The 17959-nt window shown below is 67.7% G+C and carries 3 protein-coding genes (1 of these 3 only partly in view); all 3 read right to left on the minus strand.

Annotated features, from left to right (window positions below; translation table 11 throughout):
- Nucleotides 1–14604, minus strand: partial view of a non-ribosomal peptide synthetase gene (locus tag JZ791_RS15875; protein ID WP_216895549.1) — the 5' portion only. It extends 13245 nt beyond the left edge of the window; only the first 14604 of its 27849 coding nucleotides appear in the window; its start codon is at nucleotides 14602–14604; the stop codon falls past the left edge of the window.
- Nucleotides 14605–14702: 98 nt separating this feature from the next.
- Nucleotides 14703–16013 carry a MupA/Atu3671 family FMN-dependent luciferase-like monooxygenase gene (locus tag JZ791_RS15880; RefSeq protein ID WP_254205787.1) on the minus strand — a complete coding sequence of 437 codons (1311 nt, stop codon included), beginning with the start codon at nucleotides 16011–16013 and terminating at the stop codon, nucleotides 14703–14705.
- A 26-nt stretch (nucleotides 16014–16039) separates the two neighbouring features.
- Nucleotides 16040–17731 carry a fatty acyl-AMP ligase gene (locus tag JZ791_RS15885; RefSeq protein ID WP_216895553.1) on the minus strand — a complete coding sequence of 564 codons (1692 nt, stop codon included), beginning with the start codon at nucleotides 17729–17731 and terminating at the stop codon, nucleotides 16040–16042.
- Between the last annotated feature and the right edge of the window lie 228 nt (nucleotides 17732–17959).

A 17959-nucleotide genomic window follows, 5' to 3' on the forward strand; every position in this document is an offset into this window, starting at 1 on the left:
GGCTGGATGCGCCGGATCGACGGATACGAACGCCGCACCGGTCTTCGCCACGGCCCACACGGCCAGCACCCATGCCGCCGACCGCGGAACAGCGATCGCCACAACGGTTTCCGGCCCGGCGCCGGCGTCGATCAGCGCACGCGCGCATCGGTTCGACCACGCGTCCACCTCCTGGTACGTCCATTGCTGTCCGGCATGCGCGACCGCGGGACGATCCGGAAAGATGAGCGCGGCCTGTTCGAGCAGATCGGCCAGGGTCGTGGGCGCCGAGCCCGCACCGCCGTCACCCCACTGCCGCAACAACACTCGTTCGCCAGGCTCGAGCAGATCGAATTCGCGCAATCCGAACGCCGGATCGGCGACCGCCGCCCGCAGCACGCGCCCCAACCGGTTCGCGAACGCCTCGATCGTTGGTCTGTCGAACAGGTCCAGGGCGTAGCCGATGGTGATCGACAGCCCGCCCGGTCCGTCGCCGGTGTGCGGAAGATCGGCGATCTCGAGCGTGAGATCGAATCGTTCGACTCCGGTGTCGAGGTTCACGGGCGTGGTGTCGATCCCCGGCAACGCGACCGTCACGGGATCCAACTCGAGGTTCTGGAATGCCAGCATGACCTGGAACAGCGGATGGTGTGCCCGGCTGCGCGCCGGATCGACGACCTCCACCACTCGTTCGAACGGTACGTCGGCGTGCGCGAACGCATCCACGTCCGCCCGCCGCACCTGCTCCAGCAGGTCGCCGAACGTCCCGGCCTCATCGGTCCGCGCCCGCAACACCAGCGTGTTGACGAACATGCCGACCAACCCGTCCAACGCCGCCGCGCCCCGTCCCGCGACCGGAGTACCGACCGCGATATCCGGACTCCCCGACAACCGCGACAACACCACGACCAGCGCCGCGTGCACCACCATGAACGCCGTGGCCCGATGCGCCCGGGCCACCGCGTTCACTCCGGCCGCCGTCTCACCGTCCACCACACACGAATATCTGCCGCCGCGCTGCGAGGCTACCGCCGGACGCGGACGATCGGCCGGCAGTTCCAGCAGATCCGGCAGCCCCGCCAACTGCTCGGTCCAGTAGCCGAGCTGCGTGGCGAGCGCACTACCGGGATCGGACTCCTCCCCCAGAATCTCCCTCTGCCACAACGTGTAATCGGCGTACTGCACCGGCAACGGCGCCCACTGCGGCGCACGCCCCTCCCGCCGCGCGGCATACGCCGCGCACAGATCGCGCATCAAGGGCGCCACCGACCAGCCGTCAGCGGCAATGTGATGCATGACAACGATCAGCATGTGCTCGTCGAAAGAACTCTGCAACAGGGCAACTCGCACCGGTGGCTCGTCCGACAGATCGAATGCCCGCCGTGCGGTTTCCGCCGCCGTATGTTCGAGCGCACCGGATTCGACGATGCTCGTCTCGATGGTCGCCACAGCGTGGTCGACCGGAAGTATGCGCTGGTACGGAATTCCCGCTTCGTCGGGGAACACCGTGCGCAGGCTCTCGTGCCGTGCCACCACATCACCGAACGCGGCGGACAGCGCCGCGGTATCCAACGGCCCGCTCAGTCGCAGCAGCAGCGGTACGTTGTAAGCCACCGATTCCGGTTCGAATCGGTTGATGAACCACATCCGCCACTGCGCGAACGACAACGGTATTCGTGCCGGTCGGTCCCGCGGAATCAATGTCCGACCGAGGTTCCCCGTGCTCCCGTTCGAACGTTTCGTCACCAGGCGGGCAAGCCCGGCGGCCGTGGGCGCGTCGAACACATCCCGCACGCTCACCTCGGAGCCCGTCCTCGTCGCCAGCCGTGCGGCCACCCGGGTCGCCGACAGCGAATGCCCGCTGAGAGCGAAGAAATCGTCGTCGACACCCACCCGAGCGACGCCCAGTACCTCCGTGAACGCCTCGACGACGATCTCCTCGGCGGGTGTCGCGGGGGTTCGATACGCCGCGGTGCTCACCTGCGGAGCGGGCAGGGCGCGCCGATCCACCTTTCCGCCGGGCGTCAGCGGCAACGCGTCCAGCACCACGATCGCCGCCGGAACCATGAACTCCGGCAACCGATCCGCCACGAATCCGCGGATCTCACCTATCCGGCCCTCGACACCGGGGCCGTTCGCGTATGCCGCGAAGGAACTCACGGGGCCGGCGTGCCGCCGACGGCCGATCGGATCGGCTTCACCAGCATGATCGAGAACGACGTAGGCGACCAATTGTTTGTCCGCCGCCGCCATTTCCCGCGCCGAGGCCGCATCACGGGCGACGACGACCGCCTGCGACACCGCGGGATGCGATGCCAGCGCCGCCTCGATCTCGCCCGGCTCGATCCGGTACCCGCGAATCTTCACCTGATCATCGGCACGGCCCGCGAATTCCAAAACCCCTTCGCGGGTCCAGCGCACCAGATCTCCGGTCCGGTACATCCGCTCACCACTGCCGAACGGACACGCCACGAACCGCTGCGCGGTCAACCCCGGCCGTCCCAGATACCCCCGCGCCAACTGCGCACCGGATACGCACAATTCGCCCACGACGCCGACCGGCACCGGACGCAGCCACGAATCCACCACGAACGCGCGGACATTCGCCACCGGACTGCCGATGGGCACCCGCTCGTCCGGGCCCCACCGACGCGAGGCGGCAACCTCGAACGTCGACACGCACACCGTGTTCTCGGTGGGGCCGTACGCGTTGGCCACGGCGACCCCGGGCCAACGCCGCAGGAACCGCGCCACCGCGACCGGACCCAGTGCATCACCACCGGTCACGACCTGACGCAGGGTATCGGCATCCGATTCGTCCTCGGCGGCCGCCAGCACCTCGAACAACGCCGTCGTCGCGAACACCGTCGTCACACCGTGCCGGGAAACGGTACGCAACAGGGCGGACAGATCGAACCGATCTCCCGGCGCGACAATGGTCGTCGCACCGGCCAGCAAGGTCGGCCACAGCTCGTATGCCGACGCGTCGAACGACATCGACGAATGCAGCAGCACCCGCGCACCGTGACCACCCGGCCATCCGTGCACGGCCATGTTCACCACGGCGCGGTGTTCCACCACAACGCCTTTGGGACGGCCGGTCGAGCCGGAGGTATAAATCACGTACGCGGCATCGGCCGGTATCGGCGCAGGCAGGTCGGAACGGCCGGAGGCATCGGTGTCACGGCCGTCGAGTTCCACCGTATCCAGGCACAACGATTCCCGTTCCCCCAGTGGCAGATTCGCGGCGGTGGCCACGGTGGTCAGCACGAGCCGCGGCTCGGCGTCGGCGAGAACGAATTCGATACGGCTGCCGGGATAACCGGGATCGATCGGCAGATAGGCGCCGCCGGACTTCACGACCGCCAGTACCGCCGTCACCAGGTCCGCCGAACGCGGCATGGCCACGGCAACCACCGATCCGCGCCCGACACCCTTCGCGACCAGCAGGTGCGCCAAGCGATTTGCCCGCCGATCCAGCTGCCGATAGGTCAGGACGCCGTCGTCGTGAACGAGGGCCACCGCGTCCGGTGTCGTCGCCGCCCACTTTTCGAACAGTCCCGACACCGTTGCGTCGTCCGGCAGTGGCGTCGCGACGTCGTGCCGTGCCCGGATCAGCTGCGCACGTTCGCCGGGCCCGAGAATATCGATACGATTCAGCGGGATTCGCGGATCGGTGACGACGGTGCGCAGCAGCCGCAGATAGCGAGCGGCGATCTCCTCCACGGTGGCGCGGTCGAACAGGTCGGTGGCGTATTCGATGCGGCCCGCGAGCAGCGGGTCGGCGGCCGTACGCGGGTCGGCGAGTTCGACCATGTCGATGTGCAGGTCGAACTTGGCTGTGCCGGTGGCCGTCCGGATGAGCTCCACGCCCAGATCCGCCAGACGCAAGTCGGGCAGCGCACTGTCCTGGAGTGCGAACGACACCTGGAACAACGGATGATAGGCCGGAGAACGGGTGGGATTCAGCAACTCGACCAGTCGCTCGAAGGGAGCGTCCTGATTCTCGTAGGCGGTCAGTGCTTTCCGGCGAACCTGGCTCAGCACCTCGTCGAAGCTCGGATTCCCCGAGAGATCGACCCGCAATATCCACGTGTTGACGAAGAATCCGACGAGATCCTGGAGGGCCGCATTCGTACGCCCCGCGATCGGGCCACCGATGGACAGGTCCGTACCGGCGCCCAACTGCGACAACAACACCGCCAGCGCCGACTGCAACAGCATCGACACCGTCACCTGATGATCGCCCGCGCATCGGTGCAGCGCCTCCCGCAGCGAACCGTCGAGAGCGAACTCGACAGCCTCGCCGCGATGACTCGCCACCGCAGGACGCGGGCGGTCGGCCGGTAGCCCGATCGGCTGCGGCGCACCGGCCAATTCCTTTTCCCAGTAACGGAATTGAGCACCCAGTACGCTGTCCGGGTCCGACTCCTCGCCCAGCACCGCGCGCTGCCACAGCGTGTAATCGGCGTACTGTACCGGCAGCGGCTCCCAGCGCGGCGCCCGTTCGCCCCGCCGCGCGACGTACGCGGCCGACAGATCCCGCACCAGCGGCGCCATCGACCAGCCGTCCGCGGCGATATGGTGCAGGACCACCACCAGCACGTGGTCATCGGAACCGATGCGCAGCAGTGTGACTCGCAGTGGCGGTTCCACCGCCACGTCGAATCCCGTACGCACCAGGCCGGTCACCGTCCGGTCGAGTTCATCGGGATCGACCGCACCGGCCTCGATGGTCACGGCAGCCTGCTCGACGGGCAGAATCCGCTGGAACGGAACCCCTTCCACGTCCGGGAACACCGTGCGCAGGCTCTCGTGCCGGGTCACCACGTCTGTCAGCGCCGCGGACAACGCGGCCGGATCCAGCGCGCCCCGCAGGCGCAACACCACAGGAACGTTGTAGACCGGTGAGCCCGGTTCGAATCGGTTGGCGAACCACATTCGCAGCTGCGCGAAGGACAACGGCACCTGCGCCGGTCGCTCCTGTGGCCCCAACTCCGTACCGGGTCGCTCACGGCTGTCCACCGATCGCTCGGCGACGACAGCGGCCAATCGCCGGACGGTGGGCGCGTCGAACACGTCACGGACCCGCACGTCGGCACCCGCCACAGCGGCCACCCGCGAGGCCATCCTGGTGGCCGACAGCGAATGTCCGCCGAGGGCGAAGAAATCGTCGTCGACACCCACCCGGGCGATCCCCAGCACATCGGTGAACACCGACGCGACGATTTCCTCCCATGGTGTGGCGGGAGCCCGATAGGTCGCGGTGATCAGCTGCGGCGCCGGCAGTGCGCGCCGATCGACCTTCCCGCTCGACGTCGACGGGATCTCCTCCAGCACCACGATCGCCGCGGGCACCATGAACTCCGGCAGTCTGCCGGTGACGAACTCGCGAATCGCGTCGGCCCGCAACGCGGTACCGTCATCCGCGCCGGCGGCCGGGACTGCTCGATCGGTCGTGTGCTGATCGAGGACGACGTACGCGACGATGTATTTATCGGACGCGGTCATCGCCGCCCCGGAGCCGGATGTCGTCTCGCGGGCGATGACCACGGCCCTGGTCACGGACGGATGAGCGATCAGGGCGGCCTCGATCTCCCCGGGTTCGATGCGATATCCACGAATCTTGACCTGATCATCGGTGCGTCCGACGAATTCCAGCACTCCCTCACGGGTCCAGCGGACCAGATCTCCGGTCCGATACATCCGATCACCGGTCTCGAACGGACACGCCACGAACCGCTCCGCGGACAAGCCCGGCCGCCCCAGATACCCGCGCGCCAATTGCGCTCCGGCGACATACAATTCACCGATGACACCGGGCGGCACCGGAATCAGACCGCGCCCCAGCACATATGGCCGCACATTCGTCACCGGATCGCCGATCGGCACCCGCTCCCGATCGGCCCAGGCCCGCGACTCGGGAAGCTCGAATACCGACACACAGACCGTGTTCTCCGTCGGCCCATACGCATTGGCCACCGCGACACCCGGCCATCGCCGCAGGAACCGCGCCACCGCAACCGGCCCCAGCGCGTCGCCACCGGTGACGACCTGACGCAGCGCCCCGGCGTCCACCTCCGGCTCGGCCGCCGCCAGCACCTCGAACAGCGCGGTCGTCGCGAACATGGTCGTCACACGATGGCGAGACACGGTGCGGGACAACGACGACAGATCCAACTGATCCATGGCCGCCACGACGATCGTCGCCCCACCCAGCAGTGCGGGCCACAGTTCGTACGCCGACGCGTCGAACGCCACCGACGACAGCAACAGCACCCGCTCACCGTGACCGCCCGGCCACCCGTACACCGCCATGTTCATCACGGCACGGTGCTCGACCACAACACCTTTCGGCCGCCCGGTCGATCCCGACGTATAGATCACATACGCGGCATCAGCAGAACGCGGTGTGCGCGAGAGAGGGCCGGGAAGCCGACCGGCCAATTCTCGCGCGGTCGCGGGGGCATCGAGTTCGAGGACGGCGACGTCGCGGTCGCCCAAAGGCAGGTCGATGTCCGTGGTGGTCAAGACCAGCCGCGGGACGGCGTCGCTCAGCAGGAATTCGATGCGATGAGCTGGATAAGCGGGGTCGATCGGCAGATATGCGCCACCCGCCTTGACGACCGCCAGCAGAGCGATGACCAACTCGGGCGAACGCCGCAGCGCGACCGCCGCCACGATGTCCGGGCCGATGCCCCGGTCGATCAGCATGCGGGCCAGCCGATTCGACTGCTCGTCCAGATCTCGGAAGGTCAGCCGCGTATCCTCGGACACGACCGCGACCGCCTCCGGCGATCGAGCCACCCACCGAGCGAACATCCCCGGGATCGTCGCAGGGTCCACTATGGCTGCCGACGAGTTCCCTTGCACCAGTAGCTGTTTGCGCTCCGCATCACTCAACAGGTCGATCCCGGCGATCCTGCGGGTCGGATCGGCGGTGAGCGCACCCAGCAGGCGCACATAACGTGCGGCTATCCCCTCGACGGTGGTGCGGTCGAACAGGTCGGTGGCGTATTCGATCCGGCCCGTCATCCCCGGGCTCGCCTCGGCCGTCTCGGGAGTGTCGACCACGTCGATGTGCAGATCGAATTTCGCGGTGCCTGTGCCGGTCGGGACATGCCGCACATCCAGATCACCCAGGCGCAGGTCGGGCAGGAGATTGTTCTGCAGCGCGAACGACACCTGGAACAGTGGGTGATAGGCCCGCGAACGGGCGGGATGCAGGAGTTCAACCAACCGCTCGAACGGGGCATCCTGATTCTCGTAGCCGGTCAGGGCCTTCCTGCGCACCTGGTCGAGCACCTGCTCGAAGCGCGGATCGCCCGACAGGTCCACCCGCAGCACCCAGGTGTTGACGAAGAACCCCACCAGCTCGTGCAGCGCCTCGTCGGTGCGCCCGGCGATTGGACCACCGATGCAGATGTCCTCGCCGGCGCCGAGATGTGACAGCAGCACCGCCAGCGCCGACTGCAACAGCATCGACACGGTCATCCGGTGGCTCCGGGCCAGGCGGTCGACCGACTCCCGCAGACCCGCGTCGAGGGTGAATTCGACCGTATCACCGCGATAGCTGGCCACCGCCGGTCGCGGACGATCGAACGGCAACCTGATCGGCTGCGGCGCATCCGCCAATTCGTTTTCCCAGTAATGGAATTGAGCCGTCAGCACACCGCTCGGGTCGGACTCGTCGCCCAGCACCGCACGCTGCCACAGCGTGTAATCGGCATACTGCACCGGCAGAGGCGTCCACTGCGGCGCGTGCCCCGACCGCCGCGCCGCGTACGCGGCCGACAGGTCCCGTATCAGCGGCGTGACCGACCATCCGTCGGCGGCAATGTGATGCGCCACCATCACCAGGACATGGTCGTCGAAGCCGGTGCGCAGCAGAGTAGCCCGGAACGACGGCTCGGCATGCAGTCGGAATCCCCGGCGCACCAACGCGGTTATGGTCGGTTCGAGTTCGCCCGGCTCGACCGTCTCGCTCTCGAGGGTCCTCGCGGCCTTCTCCACGGGCAGGATCCGCTGGAACGGCACGCCCCGCTCGTCCGGGAACACCGTGCGCAGGCTCTCGTGCCGTGCCACCACGTCGGCGATCGCGTCGGTCAGGGCACCGACATCCAGGACGCCGGTCAACCGCAGAACCATCGGCATGTTGTAAGTCGCCGATTCGTCCTCTAGCTGACTGAGGAACCACATCCGCCACTGCGCGAACGACAACGGCACTCGCTCGGGCCGCTCCCATACCGCCAGCTTCGGACGTGGTTCGGGATCGGCGGTGCGCTCGGCCATCAGGCGAGCCAACCGGGCAGCGGTGGGCGCGTCGAACAGATCCCGCACGACCACCTGGACACCCGTGAGCGTGGCCACTCGCGAGGCCACCCTGGTCGCCGACAGCGAATGCCCGCCGAGGGCGAAGAAGTCGTCGTCGACGCCGACTCGTTCCGCTCCCAATACCTCGGCGAACACCGCGACGACGATCTCTTCGCCCGGGGTCGACGCGGCCCGGTACTCCGAGACCACCGGGCGTGGCGAGGGCAGTGCGCGGCGGTCCACCTTGCCGCTGGGCGCTAGCGGCAAGCTGTCCAGCACCACGATCGCCACCGGTACCATGAACTCCGGCAACCGATCCGCCGCGAACTGCCGAATCTCGGCCACCTGCGCGTCCACTCCGGGATCGTCCGCCCGGCGATCCAGGACGAGGTAGCCGACCAACTGCTTGTCCACCGCACTCACGGAACCCTCGGCGCCGGAGCCGATCTCACGAGCTGCCACCGCCGCCTGCGCCACCGAGGGGTGCGCGGCCAGAACCGTCTCGACCTCACCCGGCTCGATCCGATAGCCGCGGATCTTCACCTGCTGGTCGGCGCGGGCCACGAACTCCAGGACCCCGTCGCGGGTCCAGCGCACCACATCCCCTGTCCGGTATACGCGCTCACCGGTCGAATACGGATGGGCCACGAACCGTTCGGCGGTCAATCCCGGCCGGGCACGGTAACCCCGTGCCAATTGCGCTCCGGCCACATACAATTCGCCGGTCACACCCACCGGCACCGGCCGCAATCGCGAATCGAGCACGAACGTCCGCACATTCCCGACCGGTACTCCGATCGGCACGCTCCCCCGGCCTGATCGGGCCGCCGAATCGGTGATCGTGTACCGCGACACACACACCGTGTTCTCGGTGGGTCCGTACACGTTGGCCACGTCGATCTCGGGCCACCTGTCCCGGAAGCGCGCCGCCGCAACGGGACTCAAGGCATCACCCCCGGTGCCCACCCGGCTCACCGAGCCGAGGTCGAACTCGGGCGCGGCGGTCGCCAGCACCTCGAACAACGGTGTCGTCGCGAACAGCGTGCTCACGCGGTCCCGCACCAGGGTTCGGCTCAGGTCCGTGATGTCGGTACGGCCGGGCGCCGCGATGACCACCGTCGCCCCCGCCAGGAGCGCGGGCCACAACTCGTACGCCGACGCGTCGAACGCCATGGACGAGTGCAGCAGCATTCGCTCCCCGACCCCGCCGGGCCAGCCGTGCACGGCCATGTTCACCACGGCACGGTGTTCGACCACAACGCCTTTCGGCCGTCCGGTCGATCCCGACGTGTAGATCACGTACGCCGCGTCACCGGGCGACGCCGGCTCGGTACGCGGCGGGGTCCCACGACGCCGGGCGGCGAGATCCACCGTATCGAGGCATAGATACGCCTGCTGCCCGAGCGGAAGGCTCGCCGCGGTATCCGTGGTAGTGAGCACCAAACGCGGCGCGGCGTCCTGGAGTACGGATTCGATTCGGCGAGCGGGATACCCGGGGTCGATCGGCAGGTACGCACCGCCGGCCTTCAGAATGGCCAGCAAGGCGACCACCAACTCCACCGAGCGCGGCAAGGCGACGGCCACAACAGTTTCGCGAGTCACGCCGTGCCGACGCAGCAGCCCCGCCAAGGCGTCCGCCCGGGTGTCCAGCTCCGCGTAGGTCAATTGCTCGTCACCGAGCCGCAGCGCGATCGTGGCCGGTGAGGCTGTCACGCGTTCGCGGAACATCTCCACGACCGTGGTCTCCCGCACCGCGCCGGCCGATGACATCGGTTGCGCCAGAAGCTGTTCGCGCTCGGAATCCGTCAGCAGATCGATATCGATGATGGTCCCGGCCGGGTCGGCGCAGAACGCGCGCAGGATGCGCAGGTAGCGATCGGCGATGTCCGCGACGGTGGTTCGATCGAACAGATCGGTGGCGTATTCGATCCGGCCCGCCAACTCCGCGGGATTCCCGGCGGTGGCCGGTACGTCGATCAGGTCGACATGCAGGTCGTCCTTGGCGGTTCCAGTGAAGGCCGGCACGTACTCGACCTCGAGGCCGGGCAGATCGAGGGTGGGCACGACGTCGTTCTGCAGCGTCAGCGACACCTGGAACAGCGGGTGATGAGCCGTCGATCGGACAGGGTTGATCAACTCGACCAGCCGCTCGAAGGGCGCGTCCTGATTCTCGTAGGCGGCCAGCGCTTTCCGGCGAACCTGCTCGAGCACCTGGCCGGCACTCGGATGCCCGGACAGATCCACCCGCAGCACCCACGTGTTGACGAAGAACCCCACCAGTTCGTGCGACGCCTCGTCGGTGCGCCCGGCGACGGGACCGCCGACGCACACATCCGCCTCGGCGCCAAGACGGAACAGCAGCACCGCCAGCGCCGCCTGCAACACCATCGACATCGTCACCTGATGTTCCCGGGCGAACCGGGACAGCGACTCCCGCAACGAATTGTCAACGGCGAACACGACGACGTCACCGCGGTAACTCACCGCCGGCGGGCGCGCGCGATCCACCGGCAACCGAATCGGCTGGGGCGCACCCGCCAATTCCCTTTCCCAGTACCGAAGTTGAGCCGCGAGCGCGCTGCCGGAGTCGGATTCGGAATCCAGTACCTCGCGCTGCCACAGCGTGTAGTCCGCGTACTGCACCGGCAGCGGAGCCGACTGCGGCTCCCGCCCCGACCGCCGCGCCGCATAGGCCAGCGACAGGTCCCGCACCAGCGGAGACATCGACCAGCCGTCCGCGGCGATGTGGTGCACCACCAGCACCAGGACGTGCTCATGCTCATCGCAACGCAACAGCGTCGCCCGCAGCGGCAACTCGACCGCCAGGTCGAATCCACGCCGGATCAGCTCGTTCACCGTATCGTCCAGGCGTGCCCGGGCGACGTCGTCCACATCGATCACCGGCATGGCCGCCGCGACCGGCAGGATCTGCTGGAAGGGCACACCGTCGACGTCGGGGTAGCGGGTCCGCAGCGTCTCGTGGCGGGCCACCACGTCGCCGAGGGCCGCGGTCAGCGCGCCGGTATCCAGCGGTCCGGTCAATCGGAGCACGAGCGGAATGTTGTAGGCCGGTGAGCCGGGTTCCAGCCGGTTGATGAACCACATGCGCAGCTGGGCGAACGACAGCGGCACCCGCGCCGGGCGTTCCCGGACCACCAGCGGTGAACGCGCGGGCGCGGCCGAGCGGTCTGCCAGTAGCCGGACCAGTCGAGCTGCGGTGGGTGCGTCGAACACGTCCCGCACACCCACCTCGACGCCCGTCGCCGCGGCCACGCGCGCGGCCACCTGCGTCGCCGAGATGGAATGCCCTCCGCGGGCGAAGAAGTCGTCGTCGGCCCCCACCCGCTCGATGCCGAGCGCCTCGGCGAACACCGCGGTCACGATCTCCTCGACCGGCGTGGACGCGGCCCGGTGATCCGCGACTTCTGGCGGCGGGGCGGGCAGCGCGCGGCGATCCACCTTGCCGCTGGGCAACAGGGGCAACTCGCCCAGGACGGTAACGACGTCGGGAACCATGTACGACGGCAACCGCCGACCGATCGCCTGCCGGACCGCGACCGGATCGATGCCGCGCTCCGGCGCCGCGATCACGTAGGCGATCAACCGGACGTTCTGCGGGTCGGCGCCGGTGAAGGTGGTCGCGACGGCATGGCGCACCCCGTCGACATCGGCCAGAGCGGCTTCCACCTCGCCGAGTTCCAGACGCTGACCGCGGATCTTGACCTGGGAATCGGCGCGCCCCACGAGCATCAGGACTCCGCGTTCGGGTAGCCACCGCACCAGATCGCCGGTCCGATACATCCGCGATCCCGCCGGCCCGAACGGATCGGCCACGTACGACGTGACGGTCGCCTCCAGCCGACCGAGATATCCGCGCGCCACCGCCGGTCCCGCTACGCACAGCTCGCCCACCGAACCGGGCGGCGACGGTCGCAACCAACGATCCAGGACCGCCAGCCGCACGCCCGGCATCGGCGATCCCAGCGAGATCGACTCCTCGACAGTCAATTCCGCGTCGCTCACCCAGATCGTCGTCTCACTGGGCCCGTACATGTTGAACAGCCGCCGGGTCCCGGCGGCGTCGGTGCCCGACCACCGCGATACCAGCGCCGGTGGGCAGGCCTCGGAGCCGGTCAGCACGACCTGTAGGTCGTCGAGTCCGTCGGGCTCCACCGACATGCCCACCATCGGTGACAGAAAGGCATGCGTAATGCGTTGAGCCCGTAGAAAATCGGCCAGCTGCGGTCCGGCGAACACGTCCGCGGGGGCGACGATCAGTGCGGCGCCCGCCCGTACCGCCAGGAGCAGTTCCAGAATCGCCGCGTCGAAAGTTCGTGCGGCGACGGCCGATACCCGTGACTCCTCGGTCGTCCGGTAGTGCCGATGCTGAGCGGTCGCGACGGCGGACAGTCCGGCGTGGGTCACCGCGACACCCTTCGGTGTGCCGGTCGATCCCGAGGTGTACACGACGTAGGCGGTGTTGTCCGGCCGCACCGCGCGGTGCCGGTCGGCATCAGTGACGCCCGAAGCACTGTGCGCGGAAAGATCGATGCGGTCCGGGTCGATCATCCTGACTCCGGGAACATCCAACTGTGTTGTCTCTGTGTCGATCTCCCCGTCGACCACCAGCAGAGTAGCGCCGCAATCGCTGAGCAGGAACCGATTACGTTCCGCCGGCTGCGCGGGATCCACGGAGACGAACGCGGCTCCGGTCTTGGCGACGGCCCACACCGCCCGCACCCACTGCACCGAACGCGTCATCGCGATCGCCACCACGGTCTCCGGGCCCGCGCCGCAGCCGATCAACGCTCGCGCGCATCGATTCGACCACTCGTCCAACTCCCGATACGTCCACTCGCGGCCGGAGCCCGCCACCGCGGGCCGATCCGGGCAGGCGGTCGCGGACCGGGAGAACATCTCGGTCAGCGTGCTGCGCTCCGGACCGGCGCCGCCGTCACCCCACCCGCGCAGCAGCTGTCGCTCGACAGGATCGAGCAGATCGACCGCACATATCCGAATCTCGCTGTTCGCGTTCACACTCTGCAGGAAGCGGTCCAGAAAGCGAAGAAATCCGTGGTGCTGACGCAGGAGATCCCCGGCGGTGTACACGGCCGGGTTCGCGAAGAAATCGACGCGGGTACTCTCCCCGCCGACGGCCGGATAGACGTTCACCGACAGGTCCGAGATGAGCCCCGGGCTCAGGACCCGCAGCCGTCCGACGACGTCGCCGAGGATGATCTTCGTATCGAGGATCATCAGGTCCACCATCGGGCCGAATGCCTGATGCGGATGCCGGGCAACCGATTCCGAGTCCCGCAGCATGTCCTCGTGCCGATACCGTTGCCGCCGAAGAACATCGACCAATTCGTGCTGCACCGCCCCGATCAGCGACCCGATGGTCGCATCGGGCGTCAGCGCGATCCGCAGTGGCACGATATTGGCGACCATTCCGCCGGAACGGCGCATGGAGGCCGTGACTCGCGCGTCGACCGGAAGGCTCAGCACCACATCGTCACTGCCGGTCATCCGAGCCAGGTACAGGCCGAACGCGGCGAGGATCGGGGCCGCCGGACCGACCGAGAGATTGTCGACGACGGCACGCAACGCCTTGTTGCTGTCGGCGTGCAGTTCGGTACCGACCGACCGGGGATGTTCCCGGGCGATCGCGGACCGATCGGCGAGAGTGACCGGTTCGGGCAGTCGCGCCAGATACTCCGACCAGAACGCCCGGTCCTGTCCGAAGCGCTCCGAGACGCGATACTGCTCGTCCGCGGCGACGATCTCGCCCAGCCTTCGAATCCGTTGTTCGCCAGGCATTCCGCCCGCGACGGCGGCGGTATAGATATCCGCACTGCGGGACAGGATGTTCATCGCGGCCATGCCGTCCAGCGCGATGTGGTGAGCACGCAGATACCACAGCCGATGCCGCTCGCCGACGCGCACGACCGCGCCCGCGACCAGCGGGCCACGTCGCAGATCGATCGGTTGGCGGTAGTCCTCTCGCATCCAGTCCACCGCCGCGCCGACGGGATCAGGTTCCGATCCGAAGTCCATGAACCGCACCGCGTCGTCCGGGACCTCGTTCAGTACCTGCGTGGACTGCCCGTTCGCCTCGACGACCCGCATGCGTGCGATCTCGAACTCGTCCAGTGCCCGCCGATACGACTCGATCAGCAGCTCGGTGTCGATGTCGCCCACCAGATCCACGTAGAGCGCGTTCGCCATCGGGGTCTCGCCGATCACCTGCTGCATGAGCCGGATCGCGCGCTGCGCCGCGGTCAATGGGTATGTGGATGTTCGCTGGTCGGGCATGTTGCCTCCCTGAAGATGCAACGATCACAGCTCTACCGCGCTAGCGCTCGGCTCCACCGGGACCGTTCCGTGGTCTATCGCTCGGTCACTGCGCCGCGTCACATCTCGCGTGCTTTGTCCCCGAGAATGGCCAGCGACTCCAGGCCGGCGAGTACGGCCGACTCGGGTATCCCGAAGTCGATGAGGCAGGCGATCTCGTTCGCTCCGGCTTCGCGCAGGCGCTCGACCGTCGACAGCGCGGAATCGGGCGTGCCGAACAGCCCGTTGGTCCGGTAGTACCGCTCGAAGGCGAAGTCCAGCACCTTGTTTCGGGATCGGTCGTCGAGGCTGTCCAGGGCGGGCAGACCCCGGCGCCACAGGTCGACAGAGTCTTCCAGATAGCTCCGGAACGGTCCGCGGACCGTCTGGCGCACCTGGTCCTGCGTCGGCGCGACGAAGGTGTGCAGCATGACCGAGACGGTGCCGCCGTCGGCGTCGTGGCCGTGCCGGGCGCGCGCCTTGCGATAGGCGGTGAGTTTCTCGGCGAGTTCGTCGATATCCTGGAAGAGCAAGGCCGTCAGCACATTCGCGCCCAGTTCGCCCGCCATCTCGAAGCGCTCCACGCTCCCGCTGCAGGTCACCCAGGTCGGCAGGTCCGCCTGGACCGGCTGAGGGAAGATGCGTACCGACCGCGTCTCCCCCACGCCGTTCGGCAGCGAGACCGACTCACCGCGCCACAGCCTCTGCACGGTGTCCATGCCGGAACGGGTGACATCGACCCGGGTCCGGTAGTTGTCCCGGCCCAGGACGAAGTCGTCGGGATTCCAGCCGGTGGCGAACGCGACGTCGACGCGACCGTGCGACAGATTGTCGACCACCGACCAATCCTCGGCCACCCGCACCGGATTGTGCAGGGGCAGAACCACACTGCCCGCCCTGATCCGTACCTGCCGGGTGGTCGCCGCCAATGCCGCCCCGAGCACGGCGGGGTTCGGATACAGGCCGCCGAACGTGTGGAAGTGGCGCTCGGGCACCCAGATCGACTTGAAGCCGTGCGCATCGGCGAAGCGGGCGCTGTCCAGCAGCAGCCGGTAGCGATCGGTATCGCTGTGCCGCGCATCGCTGGCGAAGAAGAACAGCCCGAATTCGATTGTCCCACTCCGTTTCGAGGGCGCCACGAGAGGCTCGGCGGCCGGAGTGACGAAGTCCGGAGCCGTATCGGCCTGCCGGACGACCGCATCGGCCAGATCGGCGATGGACATGTCGCCGTAGACGTCCTCGACGGATATCTCCGTCCCGAACCGGTCTTCCAGGAGCGTCAGCAGTTCGGCGGCCTTCACCGAATCCAGGCCGAGGGCGGTGAGCGATGTGTGCGGTTCGACCGAATCGCGTCCCAGGCGCCGACGCACCCATTCGAGAAGAAACTCCATGGGTTTCGCGTCGTGTGACGACCCGATCATACCGACCTCGATTCGAATTCACTCACATAAACCCGGCGCAGATGCGATCGGCGTATTTTGCCGCTCGTGGTCTTCGGCACCTGGCCCTTGTCGACGAATATCACCTGATGCAGTGCGACAGCGTGCTCGCGACTGATCACCGACCGGATCGAATCCTCCAGTCCGGCGGCGGGATCGTCCGCCCCGTCCTTATCGATTTCCTGTACGACGATCAGGCGTTCCTCACCGTCTATCTCGGTGGAGAACGCGGCACAGCCACCGCGGCGCAACGCCGGATGGTGGGACTCGATGCTCCACTCGATATCCTGCGGGAACAGATTCCGACCGTTGATTATCATCACCTCTTTGAGCCGCCCGCAGATGACGAGATTCCCGTCGGTCATGAATCCGAGATCGCCGGTGCGCAGATACGCCGCTTCCTCTCCGACGATGCGCGCCGCGAAGGTGCGCTCGGTCTCGTCCGGCTTGTTCCAGTAGCCCGAGGTGACGCTCGCTCCGGACAGCCAGATTTCCCCGACGCGCCCGGGTTCCGACCGCCGGCCGCTCGCCGGATCCACCAGGGCGACGGCGCCGACACCGACGGACCCCAGGTCGACCAGCTCCCGACCACCCGTCTCGGTGACGATTCGCCCCTGCTCCAGGGCCTCGTTCGAGATCGAACGCGTGCGCATCCCCACACCCAGCGGTCCGCCGCTGACGTACAACGTGGCCTCGGCCAGGCCGTAGGCGGGAAATAGGCTCTCGGGCCGAAATCCGCTCACCGCGAATTTATCGGCGAAATTCCTCAGGACCGTCGGATTGACCGGTTCGGCCCCGACCACCGCGACGTCCCAGTGAGACAAGTCCAGCCGCTCCGCATCCGCGCGCGAGATGCGCTCGGTACAGATTCCGTATGCCAGATTCGGCCCTCCTGCTATGGTGTTCACATTCTCCGATATCGTCCGCAGCCAGACGAGCGGATCACGCAGGAACGTCATCGGCGCCATGAGCGTGACGGGGTATCCGGTGAAAAGCGGCGATAGAATCCCCAGAATCAATCCCATATCGTGCGACGGCGGCAGCCAGAACACAGCCGAACTGTCTGCGGACTGTTCGAACACGAGCCGCTGACACGCGATATTGTGAATGAGATTGCGGTGACGAACCACGACGCCCTTCGGGCTCCCCGTCGAGCCCGAGGTGTATTGCAGATACGCGATGTCGTCCGGCGCGGGTAGCGGCTCGGGCGTCGGTGTCGCACCCCCGGCAGCGGGCGTCGCACTGTCGATCACCCTCGCGTCCGGCCACCCCAGCAGATCGTGGGCCACCGGGGCCGCCGACCGCGGCGCGATGACGGCGACAGCGGCGCTGTCCCGCGCGATCGCCGCCACCGTCTCGGCATGCCGCTGCGAGGTCGGCACGTACAACGGCACCGCGACCCGCCGGATCAGCAGGCACGCGAAGACCGCGTGCACCATGTCCAGGCCCGGCGGGCACAGCAGCAGGATCCGGTCGCCGGGCGCGGTGACCTCCTGTACCCGCGCCGCCAGATCCAGGACGCGGTCCAGCAGTAGTCGGTAGGTCTCGTCCTCCCGCCGGCCTCCGGTGTGCAGAAAGCGGTAGCCGATCCTCGTCGGCTGTTCGACGGCTCGCGTCCAAAGGATATCCACGAGTGTTCGCGGGTGCTGCTGCGGTTGCTCACGTTTCATCGGCATCCCCTCGGGTCACCTATGATTCGACAGATCGCACCGAACGGATGTCTACAGGTATTGACGGCGCTGCGGCAGCTGCTCACGTTTCATCGGCATCCTTCGGATCACCTATCACCGGCAATCACAGAGGTTCTCACGCCAGAGCGCGTGAATCAGCCTGCACGCGAACAAGACTGACCTCGAGTGGCGGATCTCGTCAACACAGGGCGTGACAGGACCCTCCGG

It is taken from the genome of Nocardia alni (assembly GCF_019038435.1).
Lineage (GTDB): Bacteria > Actinomycetota > Actinomycetes > Mycobacteriales > Mycobacteriaceae > Nocardia > Nocardia alni.